Origin of the sequence: Bacillus sp. HY001 (genome assembly GCF_007558965.1) — a bacterium.
In the GTDB taxonomy this organism is placed as follows: domain Bacteria; phylum Bacillota; class Bacilli; order Bacillales; family Bacillaceae_G; genus Bacillus_A; species Bacillus_A mobilis.
In genome coordinates this window covers 35,900-62,273 of sequence record NZ_VLTE01000054.1, presented here as the reverse complement: position 1 = coordinate 62,273, position 26,374 = coordinate 35,900, and the positions used below count along the sequence as shown (strand labels likewise).

Annotated in this window: 32 protein-coding genes; 11 read left to right on the top strand and 21 right to left on the bottom strand. The window is 35.8% G+C overall.

Annotated elements, in window-relative coordinates; genetic code table 11:
* Nucleotides 1-328 precede the first annotated feature (328 nt).
* Nucleotides 329-1,156: a DUF2785 domain-containing protein gene (locus tag FOT98_RS22645; RefSeq protein ID WP_063260729.1), complete on the top strand. Its 828-nt coding sequence runs from the start codon at nucleotides 329-331 to the stop codon at nucleotides 1,154-1,156.
* A gap of 14 nt (nucleotides 1,157-1,170) precedes the next feature.
* On the opposite strand, the gene FOT98_RS22640 is transcribed toward FOT98_RS22645, so the two are convergent.
* From FOT98_RS22640 to FOT98_RS22610, 7 genes are all read right to left on the bottom strand, one after another.
* On the bottom strand, nucleotides 1,171-1,377 hold the full coding sequence (locus FOT98_RS22640) for a hypothetical protein (protein ID WP_001248905.1): 207 nt from the start codon (nucleotides 1,375-1,377) through the stop codon (nucleotides 1,171-1,173).
* Between the two features lie 63 nt (nucleotides 1,378-1,440).
* Nucleotides 1,441-2,454 carry an anti sigma factor C-terminal domain-containing protein gene (locus FOT98_RS22635; protein ID WP_063260728.1) on the bottom strand — a complete coding sequence of 338 codons (1,014 nt, stop codon included), beginning with the start codon at nucleotides 2,452-2,454 and terminating at the stop codon, nucleotides 1,441-1,443.
* Entirely contained in the window at nucleotides 2,435-2,944 is a 510-nt protein-coding gene (locus tag FOT98_RS22630) for an RNA polymerase sigma factor (RefSeq protein ID WP_063260727.1), read from the bottom strand. The genes FOT98_RS22635 and FOT98_RS22630 overlap by 20 nt, the downstream gene beginning before the upstream one ends.
* Before the next feature lie 123 nt (nucleotides 2,945-3,067).
* Nucleotides 3,068-3,412, bottom strand: a complete 345-nt coding sequence (locus FOT98_RS22625; protein ID WP_063260726.1) for a DUF6176 family protein — start codon at nucleotides 3,410-3,412, stop codon at nucleotides 3,068-3,070.
* Between the two features lie 2 nt (nucleotides 3,413-3,414).
* Nucleotides 3,415-4,203, bottom strand: a complete 789-nt coding sequence (locus FOT98_RS22620) for a GNAT family N-acetyltransferase (RefSeq protein WP_063260725.1) — start codon at nucleotides 4,201-4,203, stop codon at nucleotides 3,415-3,417.
* On the bottom strand, nucleotides 4,200-4,532 hold the full coding sequence (locus tag FOT98_RS22615; protein WP_063260724.1) for a cupin domain-containing protein: 333 nt from the start codon (nucleotides 4,530-4,532) through the stop codon (nucleotides 4,200-4,202). The genes FOT98_RS22620 and FOT98_RS22615 overlap by 4 nt, the downstream gene beginning before the upstream one ends.
* Nucleotides 4,533-4,576: 44 nt before the next feature.
* On the bottom strand, nucleotides 4,577-4,999 hold the full coding sequence (locus FOT98_RS22610; protein ID WP_063260723.1) for a hypothetical protein: 423 nt from the start codon (nucleotides 4,997-4,999) through the stop codon (nucleotides 4,577-4,579).
* 132 nt (nucleotides 5,000-5,131) lie between these two features.
* Here FOT98_RS22610 and FOT98_RS22605 point away from each other — a divergent pair, with 132 nt between their 5' ends.
* Both FOT98_RS22605 and FOT98_RS22600 read left to right on the top strand, forming a co-directional pair.
* Nucleotides 5,132-5,395, top strand: coding sequence for a helix-turn-helix transcriptional regulator (locus FOT98_RS22605; RefSeq protein ID WP_063260731.1), 264 nt, complete (start codon nucleotides 5,132-5,134; stop codon nucleotides 5,393-5,395).
* On the top strand, nucleotides 5,392-5,817 hold the full coding sequence (locus FOT98_RS22600; protein WP_063260722.1) for a hypothetical protein: 426 nt from the start codon (nucleotides 5,392-5,394) through the stop codon (nucleotides 5,815-5,817). The genes FOT98_RS22605 and FOT98_RS22600 overlap by 4 nt, the downstream gene beginning before the upstream one ends.
* 51 nt (nucleotides 5,818-5,868) lie before the next feature.
* Here FOT98_RS22600 and ald read toward each other — a convergent pair whose 3' ends face one another.
* Together ald and FOT98_RS22590 are read right to left on the bottom strand one after the other, a co-directional pair.
* Nucleotides 5,869-7,002 (bottom strand): alanine dehydrogenase, encoded by a 1,134-nt coding sequence (ald, locus tag FOT98_RS22595; protein ID WP_061677019.1) that lies wholly within the window; start codon nucleotides 7,000-7,002, stop codon nucleotides 5,869-5,871.
* A gap of 213 nt (nucleotides 7,003-7,215) precedes the next feature.
* Nucleotides 7,216-8,007 (bottom strand): SDR family oxidoreductase, encoded by a 792-nt coding sequence (locus tag FOT98_RS22590; RefSeq protein ID WP_063260730.1) that lies wholly within the window; start codon nucleotides 8,005-8,007, stop codon nucleotides 7,216-7,218.
* 147 nt (nucleotides 8,008-8,154) lie between these two features.
* Between FOT98_RS22590 and FOT98_RS22585 the strand changes: the two genes are divergently transcribed.
* The gene (locus FOT98_RS22585; RefSeq protein ID WP_063260721.1) at nucleotides 8,155-8,613 is read left to right on the top strand and encodes a universal stress protein; all 459 of its coding nucleotides are present in this window, start codon (nucleotides 8,155-8,157) and stop codon (nucleotides 8,611-8,613) included.
* A 203-nt stretch (nucleotides 8,614-8,816) separates the two neighbouring features.
* Here FOT98_RS22585 and FOT98_RS22580 read toward each other — a convergent pair whose 3' ends face one another.
* A complete protein-coding gene (locus tag FOT98_RS22580; RefSeq protein WP_063260720.1) occupies nucleotides 8,817-9,239 on the bottom strand; it encodes a VOC family protein in 423 nt (140 codons plus the stop codon).
* 69 nt (nucleotides 9,240-9,308) lie between these two features.
* Nucleotides 9,309-10,004 carry a hypothetical protein gene (locus FOT98_RS22575; RefSeq protein WP_063260719.1) on the bottom strand — a complete coding sequence of 232 codons (696 nt, stop codon included), beginning with the start codon at nucleotides 10,002-10,004 and terminating at the stop codon, nucleotides 9,309-9,311.
* Nucleotides 10,005-10,098: 94 nt separating this feature from the next.
* Between FOT98_RS22575 and FOT98_RS22570 the strand changes: the two genes are divergently transcribed.
* A complete protein-coding gene (locus tag FOT98_RS22570; protein WP_144291151.1) occupies nucleotides 10,099-10,278 on the top strand; it encodes a ProA domain protein in 180 nt (59 codons plus the stop codon).
* A gap of 76 nt (nucleotides 10,279-10,354) precedes the next feature.
* On the opposite strand, the gene argH is transcribed toward FOT98_RS22570, so the two are convergent.
* Entirely contained in the window at nucleotides 10,355-11,743 is a 1,389-nt protein-coding gene (argH, locus tag FOT98_RS22565) for an argininosuccinate lyase (RefSeq protein WP_063260718.1), read from the bottom strand.
* Nucleotides 11,740-12,945, bottom strand: coding sequence for an argininosuccinate synthase (locus FOT98_RS22560; RefSeq protein ID WP_061679881.1), 1,206 nt, complete (start codon nucleotides 12,943-12,945; stop codon nucleotides 11,740-11,742). Before FOT98_RS22560 ends, argH begins: the two co-directional genes overlap by 4 nt.
* Nucleotides 12,946-13,420: 475 nt before the next feature.
* Here FOT98_RS22560 and FOT98_RS22550 point away from each other — a divergent pair, with 475 nt between their 5' ends.
* Together FOT98_RS22550 and FOT98_RS22540 are read left to right on the top strand one after the other, a co-directional pair.
* Nucleotides 13,421-14,776: an RNA-guided endonuclease TnpB family protein gene (locus FOT98_RS22550; protein ID WP_063260717.1), complete on the top strand. Its 1,356-nt coding sequence runs from the start codon at nucleotides 13,421-13,423 to the stop codon at nucleotides 14,774-14,776.
* A 323-nt stretch (nucleotides 14,777-15,099) separates the two neighbouring features.
* Nucleotides 15,100-15,417: a hypothetical protein gene (locus FOT98_RS22540; RefSeq protein ID WP_063260716.1), complete on the top strand. Its 318-nt coding sequence runs from the start codon at nucleotides 15,100-15,102 to the stop codon at nucleotides 15,415-15,417.
* A 28-nt stretch (nucleotides 15,418-15,445) separates the two neighbouring features.
* Here the strand turns inward: FOT98_RS22540 and FOT98_RS22535 are convergent, their stop codons facing one another.
* Nucleotides 15,446-15,640: a hypothetical protein gene (locus tag FOT98_RS22535; protein WP_000910292.1), complete on the bottom strand. Its 195-nt coding sequence runs from the start codon at nucleotides 15,638-15,640 to the stop codon at nucleotides 15,446-15,448.
* 854 nt (nucleotides 15,641-16,494) lie between these two features.
* On the opposite strand from FOT98_RS22535, the gene FOT98_RS22525 reads away from it, so the two are divergent.
* A complete protein-coding gene (locus tag FOT98_RS22525) occupies nucleotides 16,495-17,157 on the top strand; it encodes a YitT family protein (protein ID WP_063260715.1) in 663 nt (220 codons plus the stop codon).
* A 31-nt stretch (nucleotides 17,158-17,188) separates the two neighbouring features.
* On the opposite strand, the gene FOT98_RS22520 is transcribed toward FOT98_RS22525, so the two are convergent.
* On the bottom strand, nucleotides 17,189-18,022 hold the full coding sequence (locus FOT98_RS22520) for an EcsC family protein (RefSeq protein WP_063260714.1): 834 nt from the start codon (nucleotides 18,020-18,022) through the stop codon (nucleotides 17,189-17,191).
* Nucleotides 18,023-18,159: 137 nt separating this feature from the next.
* On the opposite strand from FOT98_RS22520, the gene FOT98_RS22515 reads away from it, so the two are divergent.
* The gene (locus FOT98_RS22515) at nucleotides 18,160-18,795 is read left to right on the top strand and encodes a DUF1796 family putative cysteine peptidase (protein WP_063260713.1); all 636 of its coding nucleotides are present in this window, start codon (nucleotides 18,160-18,162) and stop codon (nucleotides 18,793-18,795) included.
* A gap of 72 nt (nucleotides 18,796-18,867) precedes the next feature.
* Nucleotides 18,868-19,302, top strand: a complete 435-nt coding sequence (locus FOT98_RS22510) for an NUDIX hydrolase (protein WP_063260712.1) — start codon at nucleotides 18,868-18,870, stop codon at nucleotides 19,300-19,302.
* Nucleotides 19,303-19,327: 25 nt separating this feature from the next.
* Here FOT98_RS22510 and ackA read toward each other — a convergent pair whose 3' ends face one another.
* From ackA to FOT98_RS22485, 5 genes are all read right to left on the bottom strand, one after another.
* Nucleotides 19,328-20,521: an acetate kinase gene (gene ackA, locus FOT98_RS22505; protein WP_063260711.1), complete on the bottom strand. Its 1,194-nt coding sequence runs from the start codon at nucleotides 20,519-20,521 to the stop codon at nucleotides 19,328-19,330.
* Between the two features lie 299 nt (nucleotides 20,522-20,820).
* Nucleotides 20,821-21,807 carry a class I SAM-dependent methyltransferase gene (locus FOT98_RS22500; protein ID WP_000084362.1) on the bottom strand — a complete coding sequence of 329 codons (987 nt, stop codon included), beginning with the start codon at nucleotides 21,805-21,807 and terminating at the stop codon, nucleotides 20,821-20,823.
* 199 nt (nucleotides 21,808-22,006) lie between these two features.
* Complete coding sequence (tpx, locus tag FOT98_RS22495; protein WP_000024525.1) at nucleotides 22,007-22,507, bottom strand: thiol peroxidase; 501 nt, start codon at nucleotides 22,505-22,507, stop codon at nucleotides 22,007-22,009.
* Between the two features lie 134 nt (nucleotides 22,508-22,641).
* A complete protein-coding gene (gene ytfJ, locus FOT98_RS22490; RefSeq protein ID WP_063260710.1) occupies nucleotides 22,642-23,034 on the bottom strand; it encodes a GerW family sporulation protein in 393 nt (130 codons plus the stop codon).
* 12 nt (nucleotides 23,035-23,046) lie between these two features.
* Complete coding sequence (locus FOT98_RS22485) at nucleotides 23,047-23,685, bottom strand: DUF2953 domain-containing protein (RefSeq protein ID WP_063260709.1); 639 nt, start codon at nucleotides 23,683-23,685, stop codon at nucleotides 23,047-23,049.
* Nucleotides 23,686-23,889: 204 nt separating this feature from the next.
* On the opposite strand from FOT98_RS22485, the gene FOT98_RS22480 reads away from it, so the two are divergent.
* Nucleotides 23,890-24,693 (top strand): NAD kinase, encoded by an 804-nt coding sequence (locus FOT98_RS22480; protein WP_063260708.1) that lies wholly within the window; start codon nucleotides 23,890-23,892, stop codon nucleotides 24,691-24,693.
* 104 nt (nucleotides 24,694-24,797) lie between these two features.
* On the opposite strand, the gene FOT98_RS22475 is transcribed toward FOT98_RS22480, so the two are convergent.
* Nucleotides 24,798-26,366 carry an amidohydrolase gene (locus tag FOT98_RS22475; RefSeq protein WP_063260707.1) on the bottom strand — a complete coding sequence of 523 codons (1,569 nt, stop codon included), beginning with the start codon at nucleotides 26,364-26,366 and terminating at the stop codon, nucleotides 24,798-24,800.
* Between the last annotated feature and the right edge of the window lie 8 nt (nucleotides 26,367-26,374).

Below are 26,374 nucleotides of genomic sequence, written 5' to 3'. Positions count from 1 at the left end.
GAAAGAATATCACAATTGGAAATTGTGGAGCATTCTTCACAAAACTGTTTATATGAGCAATCAACAATTCGTATTTAAAATTTAAATGAGAAGGGGGGACTGGTTTATTTCTTATAACCTCTTGCATACTACTGACTTGGATGAATGGTAGTATGCAAGAACAGACCGTTCCTAACAGGAACCTGCCGTCATTCTTTCACAATAGGTGGATGAAAAGGTCACAACCCTTACGGACAGGAAAAAGGTGAGATTCCTTTTCGGTAGTTGGCATTTGACTTGGTTCGCCAACAATTTATAGATTTTTATAAGAATTTTAAACCAGGTTTATATGTTACAACAACGGTTAGAAGAAATTCGTAATAATAATTACGGAATCAATAATGTCCTCAATATCGATTCTTTAAGTTCCAATATGCTTAAGCATATCGGTGTGACCGATAGCTATTTAAGAGACAAGCTCATCTACTCTACTTTTTACCATCTCATCAAAAAGGACTACATTTCACACACACACTTACAGAAATTATTATTAGAAAGCATTAGTGAAAACTATTTATTGTATAACATTCATTCAGATGACAAAGATGCTGTATTTACCCGCGCATTTACGACATTATTACTTACACTCATTATTGATGCGGATACAAAATATAATTTCTTATCACAGAATGATATTTTAACTGTAAAAGATCACTTAATTCTATATATGAACAATGAACATGATTTCCGTGGATATGTTCAAGACCACGGCTGGGCACATAGTATCGCTCATGCTTCTGATACATTTGAGGCGCTTGTGAATAGCCCTAAACTAGAAACTTTATATTACGAAGAAATATTACAAACTTTATTAAACAAAGTTTGTGTCCATTCTATTTACTACAAATATGAAGAAGACGAGCGCCTCGTTTATCCGATTGTCTCAATGCTACAAAATGGTCTAAAGGAAGAGGCTCTCATATTAGCCCTTCATGATTTAGTAGCTCAATTACCCGCCCAAAAACAAACATTACATATTAAATCGTATGAGTACTTATACGGAAATATAAAATCTTTCTTACGCAGCTTATTTTTCAGACTACGTACACTGTCTATATGTAAAGAAACCGAATGCGAAATTGAAAAATTGCTACAAGAGCTTCCAAAATATTATTAAAAAAAGAAGGCCACTTAAAAAGTGCCTTCTTCTATTTCACTAATATTTAATTGAAATTTCACGATCCAAACTGAGAAAAGGTGGACAAGAAGCGCAAACGCCATACATGCTCCGCTTAAAAAAGTTAGTATAGGATGCGAATACACGTGCCCTAATCCATAAGATATAGCCACGAAAAACATTGTTATGTAAATATAAATTGCTCCATGTATTTGCCTCATATGAACCTCCTTTTCCCATATTATAACATAAATTTTCTGATTATTCACATTAATCGTTTGTGATTAATATTTCTCAACTGTTACACCTCTAACAGCAGCCTTAATATATGGTGACCCTTGTAAACTTTGTAAATCCTCTGTTTTGCCTGTTACAACTACACCGTATATTGGTAGGTCTTTTGGTTTGGTATTTTTTATTTCTTTATAATATTGTTCAAAATAATCACTTGGTATACCTTCACTATTTTTTGCTAAATACTTCATTTGGTATAGAAACTCTTTTGAGTTTATTGTTAAATCGTTTTTCACATCTTCTTTTACTTTTGCATAACTTCCTTCAAATCCAAAAACATTTTTAGCCATTTCCGCATTTAATATTGCGCCATTTTTAGGATCTTTTAACCCCACATAAGAATCACTTTTCTGTTCATTATATGTATCTACCCAAAACCAAACTGGCTGTACACTTTTCGGAAGCATCTCAGTAATTTGTTCAGCTGTATACGATTTATCAAAAGATAAGGCTACTTCTGCAACTTTATTTTGCAAATCCCCAATATTTTTCAAGTCATCTATATAATTTTTATAAGTAACGAAAGGTAAATAAAACCTCATTTCCCTTTGCATTGTTTGCACATTATAATCTGGTATCGTAACAGCCTCTTCACCTCTTTTTTCCTCATCTAAACTAACAAGCTCACCATTGTAGTGTTTCATACTATAATCCCATATACCAGATTCGTATATATCATTTATCCATTTCACTGGTTGACCGGCTATATTTTTATAAGAGTTATATATTACTGTACTTCCTGTCATACCAAGGCTTAAATACATGCTTCCGCTGAAACGGATATTAGGCCCTTGAACCATATGTAGTGCATTCATTTCTCTTTCCATTTTTCTAAACGTTTGCTGAGAAAAGTAAGCTGCTCCCAAAAACAAACTTACTATAACAATAATGGACGCACAAATAGAAATAAGCCAATTTCTCCAAAGTTGCTTCCGCTTCGCTCTCTTCATCAAAACTTTCATCTGCTTATCATCCATATTCAAATCAAAGTCCTTCCGACTCATCGTTTCTCCTCCTATACAATTTTTTAAATTGATTTCTTGCACGGTACAAACTTGTTTTCACTGTTTCTTCTTTCATACTTAATAAAATGGCAATTTCCTTATAAGATAGTTCATATTCATATTTCAACAGTAAAATATGACGATAATCCTCCGTCATCGTCTCCAATGTTTCTTGTACCTCACCTTGTAATTCACTTGTTAAAAGCACTTCATCTAACGACTTTTGACCAATAAGAACGACAGATTCAATCGCTATAGGATTTAGTCTTTTTTCTTTCCGGTGTAAATCTCGGTGCTGATTGATCGCAACTCTAAAGAGCCACGGTGTTAAATGCTCTAACGGTATTTCCTCCATAAGTAATAAAGCTTTGTACAACGTATCTTGCACAATATCCTCTGCTTCTTTTCTATCTGCTCCAATCTTAATTAAATATCCAAACACAGCTTTTGACTTCTCTATTAATAATGTTTCAAACGTATCATGGATCATCCTGCTCTCCTTTCTATATACTCAACGTTTGAGAGCGTAAAATGTATACAGCTTTTCTATAATTTTTTTCAAAATAAAAAAGCACACCTATTTTGATGTGCTTCTCTCCAACATACTATTCTATTATTTCATCGCTTCCTTCACAACATCTTGAATCATAACAACTTCTGTTTTCATATCAACAGACTGTACTTCTTCATCAATACATTCATACCAAAACGCTAAGTGCTTTTTATCAATTTCATGATGAGAATTTTCGACAAGAGCCCCGCCTTCTCCTTGCACAGAATACCAATATAAGTACTCTTCTCCATCTCTTATTTCCCGGAAAATTGTCTCAACGTACATCTTTTCGTCGTTTAGTGTCAAAAGCACTTCTTTCATATTGTCATTAAGAAGCTGCATCCATTCATCTACACGATGACTTTTACCTTGCTTCACTTTAAATCTCGTTAACTCCACATTCATTTTTATTCCCCCGTTCTCTTCCGTACAAACAAACTATATTCTATTGGATGATTAAAACTTAATTTACTAGCTAATTTTTGCGAAGGAATATTGTCTACATAACAATCCCAGCACGGTGTAATATCATTTTGCATGCAATGTTCAATGAACCGCGTTGCAACAGCTTGAGCTAATCCTTTTCCTTGATATGCTTTATGCGTAGCAATATCGATTTCAGCAAAACTATTCCCGCTAAATATTGAGACGCATTCAGCTATAATCATCCCATCTTGTTCTATACAAAATCCAAAACCACCGTTCAAAAACGTTTCTTTTGATCCCCAATATTCTTTGTAGTACTCCTCTGTAAATTCACTGCTTCGTTCTATATCACTTTTATCAATACGCTTCACTTCATATATATTTTTGTTTGCATCCCGTTTTCTCTCTTCAGAAATTTCTCTTTGGAATTTCATTCGCGGCATATTCCGAAGTACATTACTAAAACGCCCTTCAATCATTATTTCCCACTCTTCAATTGAAGTGAAGAGTGTAAATCTCTTCTCTGTTTTTTCAAGAGCCACTTTTAAATACGCAAATAGATCTTCGTTATAATTTTGATCATCCGTATCACCAAATAAATAATAGATACCGTTAGCTGTACGAATTAATCCTGCTGTTAACTTCTCGTTGGCAAAAATCTCACCATCTATCATTTGGTCACATACCGCATAAGCAAACGTCGTCGTTCTTGCATTACTTTCTAAAATCGGAAGGATTTTTCTATACTCGGCTACAGATAATTTTTTCATAATTGCTCCACTTTAATCGTATCAGCTTCTATATTTTCAAAACAAAGATTTACTGTTCTCTTTAATGCTCTCGTTCTATGAATCGTGCATGCTGGAATTAAGATCGAATCATTTGGCTTTAATACCGCTGTTTCTCCATCTTCAAAATCAATAAGTAATTCTCCCTCTAACACAATAAATAATTCATCCGAATTAGAATGATAGTGCCAATCGTATTCACCAGTAAATACAGCGATTCGTAAGCAATGACTATTTATATTTGAAACGACGAAGTTTTTATGTTGATCTTGAATGTCCTTCGTTAATTCTAATAAATTCACAGTCTCCATATTCCGTCTCACCCTTTCATTAGTCGTTCTTCTGAAAAACTAACTTAGTCTCCACCACCTCCGCAATCTCCTCCACCATCACTTGAGCTGCTACAATCGTTGCTACTGTAGTCACCGAATCCACTTGATGAGCTTGAATCGGATGAAGATTTATTGCTTCTTTTTCTATCTTTTTTACTTTCATGACTAGGCCACACTTTATTAAATAATATAAAGAATAAGACTAACTCTACTGCGACAAGGATATATCCAAAAACATTCTCAATAATATTGGGGGTTATACCAAAACTGTAAAACACCCTAGCTGAATAAAGACACAAAATTACATACAGGGCCATACAAATATATCGAAATGTTTTTTCTATCATAAGGACTACTTTTTTCGGAGCTGGTATGTTTTTCTCCTGTTTTTTCTTAATATAATTTTGTCCCCTAGCCTGCTTTTTCTTCCTCTTTTTGCTTCCCACCCAATTCCCCTCTTTCGACTTCCGTTTTTCATTTAATTCCAAATTATCACAAAAAACAATATCATAACAAGCTATATTTAACGTAAAGTTTTGTTTACTTTTTGTATAGTTTCATTTACTTATTACCTAAAAATGGATATAATAAATGTAACAAATTTACAAAAAGGAGACTTTGTATATTTGATTAAAAATAAGGTGAAACAATTCCGCGTCGTTAGAGACATCACCCAAGAACAATTAGCTTCCTCTGTTCAAATCACTAGACAATCCCTCATCGCTATCGAAAAAAATAAATACAACCCAAGTTTAGAATTAGCATTGAAATTATGTGAGTTTTTCAACTGTAAAGTAGAAGATTTATTTCAATTAGATAAAACTGGGGAGGAAAACGAATGAAAAATACTTTTAATCAAGAGTTCATTTCGCATCTTACCATTTTGTTATTAGGTTCAACTTTTCTTTATTTCAATAGTAATGATGAAGAAAAGATTAGTTCTGTCCTTCTATTCACTGGCGTATACATACTCTTAGCCTTGATACTATTCGTAGTGAAACGGATATTCTTTAAGAAAAAAAAGAGCGATTCCGAGAAGTATCCATTACCTGAAATGGATGAAAGAATCGAGAAGATGAGTTTAAAACTTATGGCGCAAATTTTCGGCCTCTCTCATTTAATCGGTTCTGCGATACTATTTATTTTATATATCACTGACAAAAATTCGATGATACGAGTTGAGTATGCCTTGTATTACTTGTTCGGCATTCTTTTCTTTACAATGATGTTCGGATTAAGAATCGTAAAGAAACTAGACAATTAGCTCAAATAAAAAGCCCCTCCTTATCAAAGGAGGGGCTTACATGTATTTCTATTATGATAAAGCAGGAGCTTTTTCAAGAAGCTCTTTCGCATCAGCATATTGTAAGCCGTGCGCTTCTGCAACTGCTTCGAATGTTACATATCCGTCTAATGTGTTAATACCTTTTAGTAATGCAGTATTGCCTAGGCAAGCATCTTTGTAGCCTTTGTTCGCAATTTGCACTGCATATGGTACTGTTACATTTGTTAATGCAAGAGTTGATGTACGTGGAACCGCACCTGGCATATTAGCAACTGCATAATGAACAACGCCATGTTTTTCGTAAGTTGGGTTGTCGTGAGTTGTAATACGGTCAGTTGTTTCGAAAATACCACCTTGGTCAATCGCGATATCTACAACGACAGAACCTGGTTCCATTGATTGAATCATTTCTTCTGTTACAAGTTTTGGCGCTTTTGCACCTGGAATTAATACCGCACCAATAACAAGGTCAGATTCTTTTACAGCTTCTGCAATGTTGTATGGGTTAGACATTAACGTTTTTACTTGGTTACCGAAAATGTCATCTAGTTGACGAAGACGTTCTGCGCTTAAGTCGATGATTGTTACATCTGCACCTAAACCTACTGCAATCTTCGCTGCGTTTGTACCAGCTTGACCACCGCCGATAATTGTTACTTTGCCGCGTTTTACCCCTGGAACGCCCGCAAGTAAAATACCTTTACCACCTTTGTTTTTCTCAAGGAATTGTGCACCGATTTGTGCAGACATACGACCAGCTACTTCACTCATAGGTGCAAGTAATGGTAGTGAACGATTGTCTAATTGCACTGTTTCGTATGCAATTGATACAACTTTGTTATCAATTAATGCTTTCGTTAATTCTGGTTCTGGAGCTAAGTGTAAGTATGTGAATAAAATTAAACCTTCGTGGAAATAACCATATTCACTTGCAACTGGCTCTTTTACCTTCATAACCATATCCTGATTCCATGCTTCTTCAGCAGTTTCAACAAGTTTCGCACCAGCTTGTACGTATTCTTCATCTGTAAAGCCTGATCCTATACCTGCTCCTTTTTGAACAAAAACTTCATGACCATTGTGTACTAAATGTACTGCTCCCGCTGGCGTCATTGCCACGCGGTTTTCATTGTTTTTAATTTCTGTTGGAATACCGATACGCATTATTAGTTCCCCCTTGAGTTATGAAATGACCCCTGAATCATTTTTTAAAGCGCTTTCTACGCTCTTATATTTTAACATAATATCTCAATATTTGACAAAAAATAATACAAGTTTTCCGATAGATTTAATTTTATATTAAAGGACAGTATTATCCGCACCTCTCAGCGTACAGGATAAACTGTCCAATTATTCGAAACTTCACTTCATTTCACTCTATCGATGTCTATGAATAACATCTACTGCACCAGTTACTTCAATAATTGTACCGGTAATCATATCGGAATCGTCCTCACATAAAAACGAAATCGTTCTTGCGATATCTTCACCTGTTCCAGATCTACCAATTGGTGTGTTCTGTTCTTTCAACTGACGTGCTTCTTGAATTGTCGCTTCTTTCATTTCACCAATAATATCACCAGGGCATACCATGTTTGCAGTGATACCATATTCTGCTTCTTCGTAAGCAACTGTTTTCGTTAATGAAACAAGTCCTACTTTCGCTGCTGCAAAAGCTGAACGATAAATCCAGCCCGGTGCGCTATCTGCTCCTTGGAATCCGTAATTAATAATACGACCAAAGTTCTGTTTTCTCATAACAGGAACGACAAGTTTCAACAAATGAAACACCGCTGTTAAATTACCCTGAATCATCTCATTCCATTCGTCTTCTTCATAATCGACTAACTTTTTCCGTTCAAATACATATGGACCAGCATTATTAATTAGAAAGTCAATTTTGCCAAAACGGCTTATCGCTGCTTCTACTATTTTATGTAAATCTTCCTTTTTCGTGACATCCGCTTGCACGAATTGTAGACGCTCTTCCATATTTTTATATGCTTCTTTCATCGTTTCCATAGCCGCTATATCGCTATGATATGTTACTGTTACTGAATATCCTTTAGCCAATAGCTTTTCTGTTACTTGCTTTCCTAAACCTTTCGTACCGGCTGTAATGAGCGCGTGTCTCACAAACATGCCTCCTTTTAAATTGCTATACTTCATATGTAACAAGTTCTCGCACCAATTACAACTAAAATGAATTGAAATAAAGTTTTCAAAATTCTGTAACGTTTCGGACAAGCACATTACCAAAATTTGTTTTATAATAAAGTTGTAAACGGTAATAAAAATGATTGGGAGGAATTTACTATGAATAATACATATACAAATATTTTAATCGCGGTGGACGGTTCTAAAGAAGCAGAAAAAGCCTTTAAAAAAGCAATTCAAGTCGCAAAACGAAACGATGCAACATTAACAATTGCTCATATCGTTGATGTAAAAGCATACTCAGCAGTAGAAGCTTATAGCCGTGCAATTGCTGAACGTGCAAATCTATTTGCAGAAGACTTATTAGAAGACTACAAAAAAACTGCGCTTGAAGCTGGCCTTGAAAAAATTGAAACTGTATTAGAATTTGGTAATCCTAAATCTAAAATTTCAAAAGAAATCGCTCCAAACCATAAAGTAGATTTAATTATGTGTGGTGCAACTGGTTTAAATGCTGTTGAGCGTTTCCTAATTGGTAGCGTCTCTGAACATATTATTCGCTATGCGAAATGCGATGTCCTTGTTGTTCGTGGTGATGAGGAGCAAGGTGATCTTTAATTCATAAATAAAACACCAAGTCCACTTGTTTTACTGAAGGATAAGGGAAATGAAGCTTGAGGCTCGAATGAACGATAAATACATGTTGTTAAACAATGATAAGAAAAGAAAAAAGGAGTGGGTAATTCACTCCTTTTTTTCACGACATGGATTTTAAAATCCTCATTTTTCAATTGATTGTTTAATCAAGTTTAAACTGTATTCTACTTAATTCTTTGAGCGATTGGATGGTTATCTTTTAGTTGTAATAAATCCCATAAATTACCATACAAATCCTTAAATACTGCAACTATTCCATATTCTTGCTCTTTCGGCTCTCTCACAAATTCTATTCCTCTTGAAATCATTTCATTATAATCTCTCCAAAAATCGTCAGTATTTAAGAAAAGAAAAACTCTGCCGCCTGATTGGTTACCGATAAAGGAATCTTGCTCAGGTTTAGATGCTCTAGCCAGTAATATTGTGGTGCCGACTGAACCAGGAGGAGATACCACTACCCATCTTTTGTTTTGCTCTGGCTGATATATATCTTGGACTAATGTGAAATTTAGTTTCTTTGTATAGAACTCTATTGCCTCATCGTAGTCTTTTACTACTAATGCAATATGAACTATTGATTGAACCATTATTATCCCTCCTATTATTACTGAATAAGCAAATTATAGTATAACATTAACACAGGCTCTTGTTTTTCTTCATTTCACATACTTCACTATAAATACAAGACAAACAACCACTACAACAGCTACTGCCAACACATATGGCGGTAAGAACTTCAAAGACCATAATGCCATCATGATAGTCGCAACCATTAAATACGATTGTCGTGCATCTTCTGTCATTTTTTTACGAAGCAAGAATACATACAAATAACCGATTGGCGGCGTAATAAAGCAAAGAACATATATAATTTTAGATTTCAAATACCATTTTTGTTCCCCGAGCTTCTGTATATCTTCTTCTATTCTCTTATGCTCTTGCTCTCTCGCTTCTTCTACAAGCGGATCTTCCTCTTCTCCTCGCTTTTCTTTCATATAAGGAAGAAAATGCATAAAAAAATAACATGCAAATACGATTGTCCAAAATTCAATATCCAATCTTTCTAGTAGAATATGCTCACTAAAAAATGCAGCAGCAATCGCTAAAGAAAAACAATACGTCGTCATCCAAAATGAACGTTTTCTCTTTTTCCGTTCCATTTCTTTTTTATCTTGTACATGTTTTCTTTTCGAAAGCCATATCGAAATACAGCAATCTACTACAAATAGAATAAAGATAAATATCCCAACGTGTACTGTTTCTACATCCTCAAATGAAAAGATATTTGGGAATGCAACATGTAATACAATTAGCGTGTACAAAATTATCCCTATAAAATAAATACGTCTCATTTTCCATTCCTTTCTTATTTCCTAACTTTAAGTTAACATACATTTTTCGGAAATAGACGGACAAAATATATATGTTAAAAAAGGAGGATGCTATATGAATGATTCTGAACGTATTATTTTAGATGTGAACGGGAAAGAGCTCGAAATGTTAGATACAATCCGGACACATTTTAAAGAGAAACATGGTGCGGAACTAAGTAATGGTGCATTACTTAGAGATTTGATGGATATTGAGTATATTCGAATTACGGAAGATCGACATAAGTATGATTAACTTTAAGTTATAAAAATCACAAAAAAGGTACGCTTCTCTCTACTAAGATTCGCGTACCTTCTGCCCTATAAATCAATCAACTTCCAACAAACTCTCCAACTAATCCCTTCGCCTTCTCCAAAGCTTTCTCAATTTGCTCAAACCCTGTCCCGCCAGCACTGTTACGACGCTTTACAGCTGCATATGGTGAAAGAACTTCATACAAATCTTCTTCAAATAATAAGCTCATTTCTTTATATGTTGCGAGTGGTACATCTAATAAATAAATTCCTTTTTGTGTACAGTGTAGCACTAGCTTCCCAACAATTTCATGAGCTTGACGGAATGGTAGTCCTTTGCTTGCTAAGTAGTCAGCAATTTCTGTTGCGTTTGAGAAATCTTGCGTTACAGCTTGCCCCATCTTTTCTTTGTTGACAGTCATCGTCTCTAGCATGCCTGCCATAATATGAAGGCAGCCTTCTACTGTTTTCACTGTATCAAACATTCCTTCTTTATCTTCTTGCAAGTCTTTATTGTAAGCGAGCGGTAATCCTTTCATGACTGTAAGTAAACTAAATAAATTACCGTATACTCTGCCTGTTTTACCACGAATAAGTTCCGCCATATCCGGATTTTTCTTTTGCGGCATAATGCTGCTTCCCGTTGCGTATTGATCGCTCATTTCAATAAATTGAAACTCTTGGCTACTCCATAAAATAAGTTCTTCGCAAAAGCGTGATAAGTGCATCATAAGCATAGATGAGTTACTTAGGAACTCCAGTATGAAATCACGATCGCTTACTGCATCTAAACTATTTTCATAGATTCCATTAAATCCAAGAAGCTCCGCACTATATTCTCGGTCAATCGGGAATGTTGTTCCTGCTAACGCTCCTGCCCCTAATGGCGAAATGTTAATACGCTTTAACGAATCTTCATAACGATTCACATCACGCTCTAACATCCAAAAGTAAGCAAGAATATGATGAGCAAATGAAATTGGCTGGGCGCGCTGCAAATGCGTATAACCAGGCATAATGGTTTCAATATTATTTTCTGCTTGATGAACAAGAACAGTTTGCAATTGTTTTGTAGCTTTTATAATATGTTCTACTTTTTCTTTCAAATATAAATGCATATCAGTCGCTACTTGATCATTACGACTTCGTCCTGTATGAAGTTTCCCTCCTACTTCACCAATTCTTTCAATTAACATCTTTTCAATATTTAAATGAATGTCTTCCGCTTCAACTGAAAATTGAAGCTTATTCTCTTTTGCTTCTTCTAATAAATACTGAAGACCTACCTTTATTTTCTCTGCTTCTTCTTTCGTAACGATGCCTTGCTTCGCTAGCATCGTTACGTGTGCAATACTCCCGTTTATATCTTGATTTACTAATTGTTGATCGAAGGAGATGGACGCTCCGAACTCTTCAACCCATGCTTCCGCTTCTTCTGTAAAACGTCCGCCCCAAAGTTTGCTCACGCTTCCACCTTCTTTTGATTCACTTGGCTGTATACTTTCGTCGGTAAACCGAATAATGAAATGAACCCAACTGCTGCATCATGATTAAATTCGTCCTGGGCAGTATATGTTGCTAGTTTTTCATCATATAAAGAGTACTCAGATTTACGTCCTTCAACAATCGCATGGCCTTTAAATAATTTTACACGTACTGTACCTGTTACATTCTTTTGCGTTTCTTGTAAGAATGCATGAAGTGCTTGTTTTAAAGGAGAGAACCATAAACCGTTATAAATAAGTTCTGTTATTTTCTGCTCAATCACCGGTTTAAAATGCGCTACTTCTTTTACGTGCGTTAAATCTTCCAGCTCTTTATGTGCTGTGATTAACGTCATTGCAGCTGGACATTCGTATACTTCACGCGATTTAATACCCACGAGACGATTTTCTACGTGATCAATACGTCCAACGCCATGCTTTCCAGCAAGTGCATTTAACGTTTTAATTAGTTCTGAAAGTGAATATGCAGTACCATTTAAAGTCGTTGGTACGCCTGCTTCAAATCCAATTTCTACAAACTCTGGTTTATTCGGTGTATCTTCTAAAGCTAATGTCATCTCATATGCATCTTCTGGCGGTGCTGCCCATGGATCTTCTAAAATTCCACATTCGTTGCTGCGTCCCCATAAATTTTGATCAATTGAAAACGGGCTATCTAAATTAATCGGAATTGGTACATTGTTTTCTTTTGCATAGGCAATTTCTTCTTCACGTGACCATTTCCATTCACGTACAGGCGCAATCACTTCTAAGTAAGGATTTAACGCTTGAATAGAAACTTCAAAACGAACTTGATCATTCCCTTTTCCTGTACATCCATGTGCAACTGCAGTCGCTCCTTCTTGTTCTGCAATTTCAACTAATTTCTTCGCGATAAGTGGGCGTGATAACGCTGAAACGAGAGGGTATTTCCCTTCGTATAACGTGTGCGCTTGCATCGCCATCAATGCATATTCATTTGCAAATTCTTCTTGAACATCAATCATATATGATTTAATTGCACCTACTGAAAGTGCCTTTTCTTTTACAAATGCTAAGTCTTTACCTTCCCCTAAGTCTAAACAAAGCGCGATAATATCATAATTCTTCTCTTGTAACCATTTAATTGCAACAGAAGTATCAAGACCTCCGGAATATGCTAATACCACTTTTTTCTTCTCCATTTTGCATCCCCCTAAAGAATAAATATTCATTTTCTTTTATAATAATACACACTTTAACACCTTTTACAAAATGTATCAAGAGTCATTTTCAAATTTTTTCAAACAATTTCGTCGAACTTCCTTCTGTTTTTATCCCTTTCGGCAAGAAGACTCCATCTGATTTGTGTTAAGGGGGAAACCCAACAATTCAGGTGGAGATGAATTGCCATCAGAAGGTAGGCTGAACTCTTTTGTTTCGTTCATAACAATTTTTTGATAGCAAATATTTACTTCTTTTTATCTTACGATATAATCTTTCGTAGATAAGGAGGGAATAGATTGTAAGACAACGAAATTGGATAATGACCATCATTCGGTTACTTGAGCCAAAAGGAATTACGATGAAGAACACGTTCACATTTTGTTCCGTTTAGTTTCAAATATTGATTTGTCAAAAATACTTTTAATGAGCCCTCTAAGAAAGGTGGTGAACACAATGATTAAAAAGAAAGCAGCGAAAGTATTACGTAAACAAAAGAAAAGAGAAAATCTGCAACGACTCACTCAGAAACAGAGTATCGGACGAGCTTGCCTCACAGCTAAAGAATTCCGTTTACTCCAGCGCATGTCACATAATTCAAAAGCGTTGCGGAATGTTGGATTGTACACGATTAAACAAAGTTATTTGAACCATAATAAAATGGCTACTGTAAAAGAAGTGGACACTGCTATGCAAGCCGATACGAACTACTCGGGCATTCAATCAAACTCTGTTCAAGCGATTCGTAGAGCCTTATATACAGAAGTGAAGAGCTTTTTTAAAGCGTTGGAACAGTGGAAGAAAAAACCTGAAACTTTCACAGGTCGTCCTAAGTTTCCGAATTATTCTCGTTCAACTGATAAACGAATTATTGAAATCTATCAAGTTCCAAAAGTGGATGATACCGGGTATTGGATGATTCCGATGAATGCTGCATTCAGAAAAAAATTCGGTTCCATTAAAATACGTATGCCTAAAAACTTAAGAAATAAAAAAATCTCCTACATTGAGATTGTACCGAAGCAAAAAGGTCGGTTCTTTGAGGTGCATTACACATATGAGATGCACGTTTCTCAAATGAAGAAACCATCCACGACTACGAGTAACGCTTTGAGTTGTGATTTAGGTGTAGATAGATTAGTAAGTTGCGTGACAAATACAGGTGATACATTCTTAATTGATGGGAAAAAATTAAAATCCATTAACCAATACTTCAGCAAAATGATACGTAATCTGCAACTGAAAAATATGGAAAATGGACTTTCAAAACGTGTTGTAACGAATCGAATGGCTGCACTTTGGCATAAACGGGAAAGACAAATAAACGGTTACATTTCACAAACTGTAGGCCTGTTGTTTAAAAAAGTGAAAGCAGGTAACATAGATACTGTTGTCGTAGGGTATAACGCTGGTTGGAAACAAAAATCTCATATGGGAAAAAAGAATAATCAAAAGTTTGTTCAAATCCCATTCCATAAACTGATTGCAGCGATTCAGAATAAATGTGTAAAAGAAGGTATACGATTTTTAAAACAAGAAGAAAGCTATACTTCAAAAGCTAGTTTTCTTGATAAAGATAGGATTCCAGTTTGGTCTAAGGATGATAGAACGCATTATCGCTTTAGTGGCAAACGAATCACTCGTGGTCTGTACCAAAGTAAAGTAGGAACATGTATCCATGCTGATATTAATGGTGCATTGAATACATTGCAAAAATCAAGAGTTGTAGAATTGGATGACAATCTCAAAGTGAAAACGCCGATTCTATTAGAAGTGCAAAAACGTAAGGCTGTTGCTTCGCGCATAGCTTAGTGGGTGTGTCAACCATCCATGTGTACTCGACTTGTCGGGGCTTGTAGCACACGCCGGATTCATCTGAGTGGTGGCTTCTTCCATAAAGAAGAACTGCTCTTTTTCGAAAGGGTGGTGCAAGTGGGAAAGCAATCGTTTGTTGCCAGTACCAACCAAAAACATACTTGGGGTGTTACCGTAAGGTGGCATGAATGCTAGAGCGTCAAACTGTCTAGCGATAGACGAAAAGACCTAGCGTTCTAACTCATACTCCTACTGAAACGTTTCACATCTCAGTGCGGGTAGTTGACGTACAATATAAGCAGGACAACGGGGGTGAACTTATGGAAAAATATTTCTTATACGATAATCATCTAGGAATTGAAATTCCTCATTTACAAGAAGATTGGGAAGATATCCCCGAAAAAATGCAGCATGCTATTTTATTGAAATGGGAACAAGTTCGCGGAAAGATTCCTGATCGAATAAAAGAACTCGAGCACACTATTAATACAAAACAGCATCATTTAAATAACGAAGAAGACTTCGAAATTTCTTGCAAACTGAATTCAGAAATTGCCGATCTCGCTTCCATCATTAATGATCTTTGGCTTTGGTATCGACTCACTCAAAATGTATCTGAGGGGAAAGCACACCAATGAAAAAAGCATGCCCCTCAATTACTTTGGGTCATGCTTTTTTGTCGTAACACGATTTACAATATATTTCTTGTGCTGTTTTCGCCAAACACACATCAAACGGACCAACTAATATACTTCTTTCTTTCGGTAACTTTACAAAGGCAACTAACTCTTCTTCATATTGAATCTTTTTCTGACATGAAACGCATGTTAATTCTTTTCTTTTAAACATGTCTTTTAGCATATCTTCATTCTCCCTTTCATCTATCTATATTAATATACTCTCATAATAGTTAAGACTTGTAAAAAAATGACACATTCCAAAGTGAACGATTCATATACTGTGTACAAAAGGAGGTCTAAAATTTATGCGCGCTTTCGTTATTATCGCTTTAACGTTTTTAAGTGTGATTAGCTGGGATACGTTTTTTAAAGATAAAAGTGATGAAAAGAATACAACTGAATAAAAACTCTTTTTTTCTTACTTATTGGACAAACTAAAAATACTGTCCGACTTAGCGAAATAACTTAGGCTTTTCTACAAAAATATTTAAACATAACAATTTTTGTAGATTCCCTCCGTTTATTGTCGGTTTCCATCCGCATACATTTTTTGAAAGTATGATATAATAATATAAATCTTGAAGGAAGGGATTTTGATATCATGATCGCTCGAAGGAGCATGTGGCATCGTATTGACGAATCATACACGTAGCGTATTTTTCAGCTCAGATACTTTAGTCTAGCGAAAAAAATACGAGAGTGGGGAAATTATGATTGCCCGAAGGATAATTTGGCAAAAAAAAGACTCTTCTTACACATAGCGTTTTGTTTAGGACTTAATTGTTACTAGCTAAACAAAACAAAGAAGAGAAGGATTGCTAAATGAAGAATCCTACTCCACGTTTTGTTTAGTCGTTTTAAGACTTAAACTAAAACGAAGGTAGGGAGAATTGATGGACGAGAGGATTATTCGTTATTTCTTCAGCGACATATAGCGTAGTTAGTTTTTTCGTAAACTAACTGAAAGCTACATGTGAGCTCGTAGTTAGTTTACAACACAAACAGGACTACTAACTACGGAAAGAAGGAATAACGATGAGGAACATCCAAAGTCGACAAATTATTAAAGAAATTTTTATGGTTTTAATCGGTTCATTTATTTTAGCAGCAGCGCTATATCACATTCACTTCCAAAACCACTTAACAGAAGGTGGCTTTGTAGGAATTGCACTATTCATCCAAAATTTTTATGATATTTCACCATCTATTTCAACTGTAATTATGGATATCCCAATTATTTTACTATGTGCTTCATTTTTAGGTAGAAAAATGGTTGGCTATTCATTCCTAGGTTCGATTTCATTCGGAGTATTTTATTCTCTTATGGAAAATTATTCTCCATTTACGGTCGATTTATCAAACAATTTATTTATAGCTGCAGTAGTTGGCGGTGCATTAGCTGGTATTGGACTCGGTTTTATATTGCGATTTGGCGGTGCAACCGGCGGGGACGATATTTTAACAATTGTATTAAGTAAACGAACTCGTTTTACAATTGGGCAAATTTTCTTCGTCTTTGACGCGATTGTTCTTGCGCTTTCATTATATTATTTAAATTGGACAGAAATTGCTTTTACTATTCTTTCGATTGCCGTACAGGCAAAAACATTGGATTTAATTTATTATCCAAAAACAGAAAAAGCAGAAGAAAAGCAACCAGTATCTATTCCAATGTCCAAAAAGCATGCAACAAATTAAAAAAGCGAAAGGCTTCGGCCTCTCGCTTTTTTTACGCTCTTTTTTCCTTCTCGACTATGTGGCGCACTTGATAAAATCTATTTGCAAATTCAGTAACGTTTCTTGTTAAACGATAATTCACTGTAGACCCAATTGCCATTCCAATTACCGGAATACCTTGGAATAATTTACGACGAAGAGCATAAATCGAAAATGTTTTCAAAATTTGTTTTAACACAACTTCAGTAGAAGCTGGTTGTAATACCGCTTCGTCTCCTTCATAGAAGAACGAATCTTCTTGCTCTAACTCTTGCAGTAAATTGTACCATGCATATTGCTGAAGTCTTCCTGGTAGTAATGACGCATGAAACACCTTTAACGCAAGCATCATTTCATAAGGCTTGTTCACATCATGTCCAAACGATGTGGCAATAAGTTGGACAGCCTTCACATTTAACGCAAGCATAACTGGAAAATCAGCCGTTAATAATAATAAACCTCCAGCACCCGTTGCTCCGCCTTGTACGAATGAATATAAACGATGTCGTGCTGTTTGCTGCTCTGCTATGTATGTTAACTGATCAATAGATAACGCTTTTAAATCTTCTAGTTGCTCAATCGATTCATCAAACAATCTCGACGTTCCTAAAATACGATTACGCGCATCTAACTGTGATTGTGAACTTTGAATTAATGCATGCAAATGAAAGAGCCATCCATCTGCTTTCGTAAAGAAATCTTTTCGCTTTTTCTCAGGTAATTTCGCAATTGTCGTATGTACCCATTTATCAAACATTTTTTGAAAGTCAGTCGCTTCTTGCTCAACTAATTGCAATTCCCATTCTTTTATATTGTCTAAAATGGCTTGTTCTCGCTTCGATCGCATCGTAACAACCACCTCGTTCGATTTTTTTCTATTGTAACATATTTCTGCTTATTCTTTGCAAATATGCTTGTCTATCTTGATTCACATACCATTTTTTAATGACATAAAATATTAACAAAAAGGATGAGATGAACCACATGAATCTATCCAATATAAAAAAAGAATATAATGCAGTATTTAGCTTAGGGCAAAACTGCTGGCCTGCTTGGGCTTTATATCAATTCAAATTATCACCATTTTTTGGTGTTATCGATTTTATGCTAAGCCCTTCATTAGAAAAAGTGAATGTATTATTACAAAATCGATTTGACCGTTTTTTACAGTTCGAAAACTTATCATTCATCTCATTTTGGGATGATGGTGCGAAATTAAGACTCCGTGATAACTTATATGAAATCGACTCCTGCCATGATTTTAAAACAGATGTAAACACACCAACTTCTTGGCCTTCTTATACAGAAATTAAGTTAAACTATGAGCATCGAATTCATCGTTTTCTAACTACAATTGAAACGGAAGAATCCATATTGTTTATTCGAACTGGAGGAACATACGAAGAAGCTCGTTCCTTGGAACACATTTTATCTCAAATAGTTAAACATACATTCTCTGTCCTATTACTCATTCCTGAAGATGTACCAACTGTTGTAGAAGAAGATTGGGGATTACAAAATATTTGCGCTATAAAATGCCCTATTATGGATGTATTTCAGTACAATGAAGCATTTTGGAATGACTTATTTGATGGGATAACGATTAGACCACAGGCTTAAATACACGACACCTTTTATTACAAAACACATTATAATCATCCTTATACAAAATAAATAAGGAGTGATTGCAATATGTATCCACGTGCAAAAGCTTTTGGTCTTGCTATACATCAAGATCGCCTTCTCGTACAAGAATATCATACAGGCGATGAAACATTTTACCGACCTCTTGGTGGATCAATTGAACTTGGTGAAAAATCAGCACATACCGTTATTCGTGAATTTCAAGAAGAGCTTCATACAGAAGTGGAAATCACCAATTATTTAGGCTGCTTAGAAAACATCTTTCATCTTGATGGAGAAATTGGTCATGAAATCATTCAGCTATATTTTTTACGCTTATTAGACACATCACTATATGAAATGGAAAAAATGAATATACAAGATGAGCAAATAGTATCGTATGCGAAATGGATTCCCATTACGGCATTCATTCAGGAGAAAAAAGTACTCTATCCAGATGGAATGTTAAACTATATCCAACAAAAAAAAGACGAAATCCTATAGGATCTCGTCTTTTTTATATAGTATATTAACCAATATTTCCAAGACGTAGTACGTCACGAGCAATCATAACTTCTTCGTCAGTTGGAATTACAATAATTTTTACTGGAGAGTGTGGGAAGCTGATGAATGCTTCTTCACCGAATACGTTATTACGTTTTACGTCGAAGTATACGCCCATGTACTCAAGGCCTTCTAATACGCGCTCACGAATAATTGCACTGTTTTCACCTACACCAGCTGTGAAGATGATTGCGTCTACACCTTTCATACGAGCAGTGTAAGAACCGATGTATTTGTGGATACGGCTTACGAATACATCAAGTGCTACTTTCGCACGGTGATCGCCTTCTTCTTCTTTCGCAATGATGTCACGTAGGTCACTAGAGTAACCAGTAAGACCTAACATACCACTCTTCTTGTTCAATACGCTAACTACTTCTTCTACTGTTTGGCCTGTTTTTTCCATGATGTATGGAATTAACGCAGGGTCAATGTTACCAGAACGTGTACCCATTGTTACACCAGCAAGTGGAGTGAAGCCCATAGAAGTATCGATAGATTTACCGCCTTCTACTGCTGCGATACTTGCACCGTTACCTAAGTGACAAGAAAGTAAGCTTAAGCTTTCAAGTGGACGACCTAATAATTCAGCCGCACGCTCAGTTACGTATTTATGAGAAGTTCCGTGGAAACCGTATTTACGGATGCCGAACTTTTCATAGTACTCATATGGTAAGCTGTATAGGAATGCAGATTCCGGCATTGTTTGGTGGAATGCTGTATCGAATACTGCTACTGCTGGTACGTTTGGTAATACTTCTTGGAATGCTTTAATACCAACAAGGTTTGCTGGGTTATGAAGTGGTGCTAAATCGCTTAATTCTTCGATATCAGCTAATACTTCATCAGTAATTAAAACAGAGTCAGCAAATTTTTCGCCGCCGTGAACAACACGGTGACCGATACCGCCGATCTCATCTAGAGATTTAACGATTCCGTTTTCAGTTAATTTTTTAAGAAGCATATTAACTGCTACTGCGTGATCTGGAATGTTTGTAATTTCTTTTTGTTTTTCGCCATCTACAGTAATAGTGAAGATACTATCTTCTAAACCGATACGTTCTACTAAACCTTTTGTTAATACTGTTTCACTTGGCATTTCAAATAATTGGAATTTTAAGGAAGAGCTTCCTGCGTTAATCGCGATGATTTTTGACATCTAGTCTTTCGCCCCTTTTTCTCTTGGTAGTTGTGTGGATGTTTCCACAAACCGCTCGATTTTATCTAATTAAATTCACTACATATGAAAACGTTTCATCATTAGCAAATTTTATACTCACGATTTTAATTTAAACATCGTCCGACATATATTTCAAGTGAAAAAATTGTAACACCAAGAAAAAATATATATTACAGATTTCAAAAAAATTCAGTTAAATCTAGTATATATTTAAAAATATGACATATCATATAAAACTGTACTACATGAATTACTAACCCTGTTACATATACCTAGCCTTATTTATGCGTTGCAAACCAAGTATTTAATTGATCCATAATGTTCTCCATCGCCTTCATGTTGGAGAATTTAGGTAACTCCACTAATAACGCCTGTTTTGGCATCGTTACACTAGGGCCTTTCTTTTGGAGAACAAATATACTTTTTGCATTTTTCTCGTTTTTAAACATGGAAACAGGTAGCTGTAATAACCCCTGAATAAAACATGTTTCTTTAATAAATGCATGTAATTTTGGTGCTTGGTCACTTTCAAAGATGAAGTTTGGCACTAGGAAGAATAAGTACCCGCCTTCTTTCGTATGTTTCACACTTTGTTCAATAAATAAGTGGTGAGCATATGACATTCCTTCATCTGCTTTTAACTTATATTCACTTGCACCGATTTCATTTGGATAGTAACCAATCGGTAAGTCTGAAACAACTGCATCAACCGGATCGATATAAAGTGGCGCTAGTCCATCTTGATGGAAGAATTCGATTGCATGCTTTTGTAAATTCGCATTTACTAAAGCAAGTTTAATTAGCACTTCATCCACTTCTACACCAAACCCACTCATTGCTAGTCCTTCTTTGGCGCTATTAAACACTGTAGTCATTAAGTTACCTGTTCCAATTGCAGGGTCTAACACCGTAATTTCGTTTTGACCTTGCATAAATTTATGGAATAAGTAGCTCATGAACATGCCAACTGCATCAGGCGTCATTTCGTGATTCGCTTGTACGCCTTCTTTCATTCCTTTTAAAATGGCTAACTGAAATGCTTTACGAATTTCTTCACCTTTATATGTTTCTTCATTAAACGTACTATATTCACGATTCAGCCTTTCAATTGCTGACTCAGATAATTCCTCTTGTAAAATCGCTCCTTCAAACAAGTTATCACCTGTTTCTACAAGCGCCTCTAAATATGTTACATCTAATTCTTTACGTAAAACTACCGCAGAAGAATCAAAAATAGAAAATAATGTTTCTACTGTCTGACTCACGTACATTCCTCCTTCTCTCTTTTACACATAACTTATATCATACCACAAAGTGTTTTTTTCCAAAAAGAAAAAGCGACCTCCTGCAAAGAGCTCCCCTTTCAGTTATATATGATATAACGTTTTTTCTCATATATTGGTACCGTTACGCAGCAATATATGAGAAAAAATGACCTCTTTATAAGAGGTCATTTCCTTCACATTATTTTGCAGATTTAGCTGCTTCTAATGCTGCTTCATAGTTTGGATGGCTTGTACCTTCGCTTACGTACTCTGCGTAAACTACTTTGTCGTTGCTATCTACTACGAATACTGCACGAGCAAGTAAACGAAGCTCTTTCATTACTAAGCCGTAAGCTTCACCGAATGAAAGGTCACGGTGGTCAGAAAGTGTTACAACATTTTCTAAACCGTTTGCTGCACACCAGCGTTTTTGAGCGAATGGTAAGTCAGCGCTAATTGTTAATACTTTCGCGTTTTCAATACCTGCTGCATCTTGGTTAAAACGACGTGTTTGTGCATCACACACACCTGTGTCGATTGAAGGTACAACACTAATTAATTTCACTTCGCCTTTGTATGTTTCTAAACTTACTGGAGATAAGTCGTTTGCTAATACTTGGAAGTTTGGCGCTTGATCGCCAACTTTAACTTCTGTTCCAACTAAAGTCATTGGATTACCTTTAAAAGTTACGTTTGCCACTTGAAAATCCTCCCTTATTTAAACAAAATATGTACAATGTAAATGATAGTTTGTCCCTATCGATAATGCAAATAAAATCGCTTTATTTACAAAAAAATTAAAGAAGCCAATCCATTGATCAGCTTCTTTATTTGTTAAATTTGAAATTCAGGATCGTCTTCTTTTCGTTTATCCATCATTTCCTTCACTTTATCAACAGCTTGTGGCGCTAATTCAATTATTTTATCGATGACGTGTGTTTGCTTATCTAAATGCAACACTTTTACACCGTCTCCATTTATAACAAGAAAAGCAACAGGATTAATAGAAACTCCTCCTCCACTTCCCCCGCCAAATGGATGACGGCCTGCTTGTTCTTTACCAAATTCACTTCCACCAGCGGCAAAGCCGAAACTAACTTTCGAAACGGTAAGAATTACACTTCCATCTGCCGCTTTAATCGGATCACCAACAATTGTATTTACATCAGTCATTTGTTTTAAATGCTGCATTGCGGTTGTCATTAAACCTTGAATTGGATGGTCCATTCTATATCCCCCCTATGCTTGAACAGATTTTTCTGTCACACCAGATTTTTGCTTTCTCATAAACATGAGCAATTTCACCGCTGTTTTTACAGTACGGAATATACGAAAGGATGCTGTTAACTCACATCTTGACGCAAATCCTTTCCCTTGAAAAACAGGCGTAATTTCAAATTCAGGTACATCGACAATATGCATATATTGTCCTACAACTCCAGCAGCCATTCCTTTTGTCCCCCATGCATATCCAGTGACAATTCCAGTACTAGCTGCATCACCTGCACCAATTTGCGTATGCCATCTCCAACCATTGATTTTCACTCGTTTGAGAAAATCTTTAACAATAGTATGAACTTCTTGCAGCTTTTTTATCAGCTCCCCCATACTATCAAGTTGCGCTATAATTTTATTATCTAATCCGCCGTCCTCTTCAGCTTTCTCGATCTTTTGTCCTGTCTTCTTCTGTTGCTTTTCAATTCTTTCCAATACATCGAATGTATATCGAATCATCCATATTTTCACTTGAAACAAACATTGCTTTTCCATTTCTGAATATAAAAATGTCACTTTAAGCTTTATTTTCGACAATAGTATAAGCAAAATAAAAAGGAGAAGAATTATTATTCCAATTACGAACCACTGCATACGTATCATCCTTTCACTCCGTACCCATTATCGACAAGTTTATTCATCATTAAACAGAACCCCATAAGATTGAATATAAAAATTTTTCTAAAAATAAAAAGGGATTTTGACATTTTATATCGAAATATATTATTTGAACATATCATCGAGAACGGACTCTAATGATATGTAGCACGAAAAACAGAAAATTTAACTGCAGTGGAGGGATACATAATGGCAGATCGTCGCAATTTATTTTTCTTTTATGGTGATGACAAAGCAACGCTCGTTGAAAAAATGAACCCAATCTATCGTATTTTAGAAAAGAATGGATTTACCATATTAGATCATCCAAAAAATGCAAACGCTATCGTCAGTGTTGGAGATGATGCAACCTTCTTACAAGCCGTTCGTAAAACTGGTTTTAGAGAAGATTGCTTATACGCAGGGATTTCTACGAAAGATGAAATTTCGTTCTACTGTGATTTCCACATTGATCACATCGATACAGCCCTTCAAGAAATTACAAAAAACGAAATTGAAGTGCGCAAATATCCAACAATTCAGGTAGATGTAGATCACGGTACATCTTTCTATTGTTTAAATGAGTTCTCATTACGTTCTAGCATTATTAAAACATTTGTTGTAGATGTTCACGTTGATGATTTATACTTCGAAACATTTAGAGGGGACGGTTTAGTAGTTTCTACCCCAACAGGAAGTACAGCTTACAACAAATCATTGCATGGTGCAGTTGTTGATCCGCTTATCCCATGTTTCCAAGTAAGCGAACTAGCATCATTAAATAACAACACATATCGTACGCTCGGTTCACCGTTCATTTTAAATCACGAACGTACACTAACTTTAAAACTAAGACCAGACGGTAACGATTATCCTGTTATTGGTATGGATAATGAAGCACTTAGCATTAAACAAGTCGAAAAAGCTGTTGTACGCTTAAGCGATAAACAAATTAAAACAGTTAAATTAAAAAACAATTCCTTCTGGGAAAAAGTACAGAGAACGTTTTTATAACATGAAAAAAACCGCCGCATTATGATATTCCATAATGCGGCGGTTTTTTATTTTTCTCGCTATCGACCAATATTGGTAGCTTTTGTCGGTAAATCGATATATTTTCACACGTCTTTCCTATACACAATCTTCCCATCAATTACAGTCATTTCTGCTTGCACTTCTTTTATTTCTTCTGCCTCTATTTCAAAAATATTGCGATCTACTATCGTAAAGTCCGCTTCATATCCTTTCGCGATTTGTCCTCGCTTCGATTCTTTTCCAATTGCATAGGCACTTCCTGTTGTAAATAAAGAGACAGCTTCATATACCGTTAATCTCTCTTCCGGCATATAACATATACCGTCAATAAAACTTCTACGTGTAACAGCGCTATATATGCCTAAAAACGGATTCACTTGTTCAATTGGCGCGTCAGATCCACCGTTGCAATGTAATCCCGCTTCCAGTAACGTCTTCCAAGCGTACGCATAACGAAGACGATGCTCTCCTAGTTTTTCAATGACGGATGGAAAATCTGATGAAACAAAAACTGGTTGTATATCAATAATGGCTTGCAAGTTTTTCATTCTCTCAACCAACTCTTCACGAGCGAGCTGACAATGAATAATGCGATCACGCAATCCTTCTGCTGGTGGATATAATTCAAGTGCATCAATGACATATTCTAACGATAAGTCACCGATTGTATGAATCGCTACTGGCATATGTAAATCTCGTGCTTTTTTCACTAACTCCGCAAGCTCTTCGCGTGAGAAGATTGCCACTCCATTTGTTTCCTGCGCATCTTTATACGGTTCACTTAATAAAGCTGTTCTTCCGCCAAAAGAACCATCAGAAAAAATTTTCATCGCCCCAAATTCAATATAATGCTCATTTTCATATTCTTTTCGTTCATGTGCTACTTCATGGTGAACGAGTAAATGTGCTTTAAATGGCATTTCCTTTATAACATGAGAAAACGCATTGTGCGTTTTTCTAAAACCACCGTAATAATTTAAATCTTCCGTATGCCCACCAACGAGCCCATATTGCCAGCAGTCTTTAATCGCTGTTTGCAAAGCTCTTTGTAAATAAACTTCATCAATTTCTGGCTGCACATGTTTAATTAATTCTTGCCCTTGTTCATATAAAAGTCCTGTTAAATTATTTGACGCATCACGACCAATTTTTCCGCCTTTCGGGTCTTGCGTCGCTTCTGGTATGTTCGCTTCTTGCAGTATGTATGAATTCACCCATGTCACGTGACGACAAACACGCTTTAATAAAATGGGGTGTTCTTTCGAGATTTCATCTAAATCTTTCACATGAACATCTTTCGTATCTATAAAGTTATTTTCATTCCATCCTTCTCCAATAACCCAAGAACCCTTTGGAGCTTCTTCCACTCGCTTCCGCACGAAAGTCAGCACTTCACTATAAGATGTGCAGTTTGATAAATCTAGACGGAGTAACCTCTCTCCATGCCCAATAAGATGCATATGACTATCAACGAGACCTGGAATCATCGTTCTGCCTTCTAAATCGTGCAATTTAACCGCAGCATATCGGTCTCCTAACTCTTCTTTACTCCCGACATCAACGATCATACCGTTTTCAACATAAACAGCGTCTACTTTTTCATTTTCTTCTCGCATCGTGTAAATGGTGCCGCCATACCAAATTTCTCCCATATATCCCA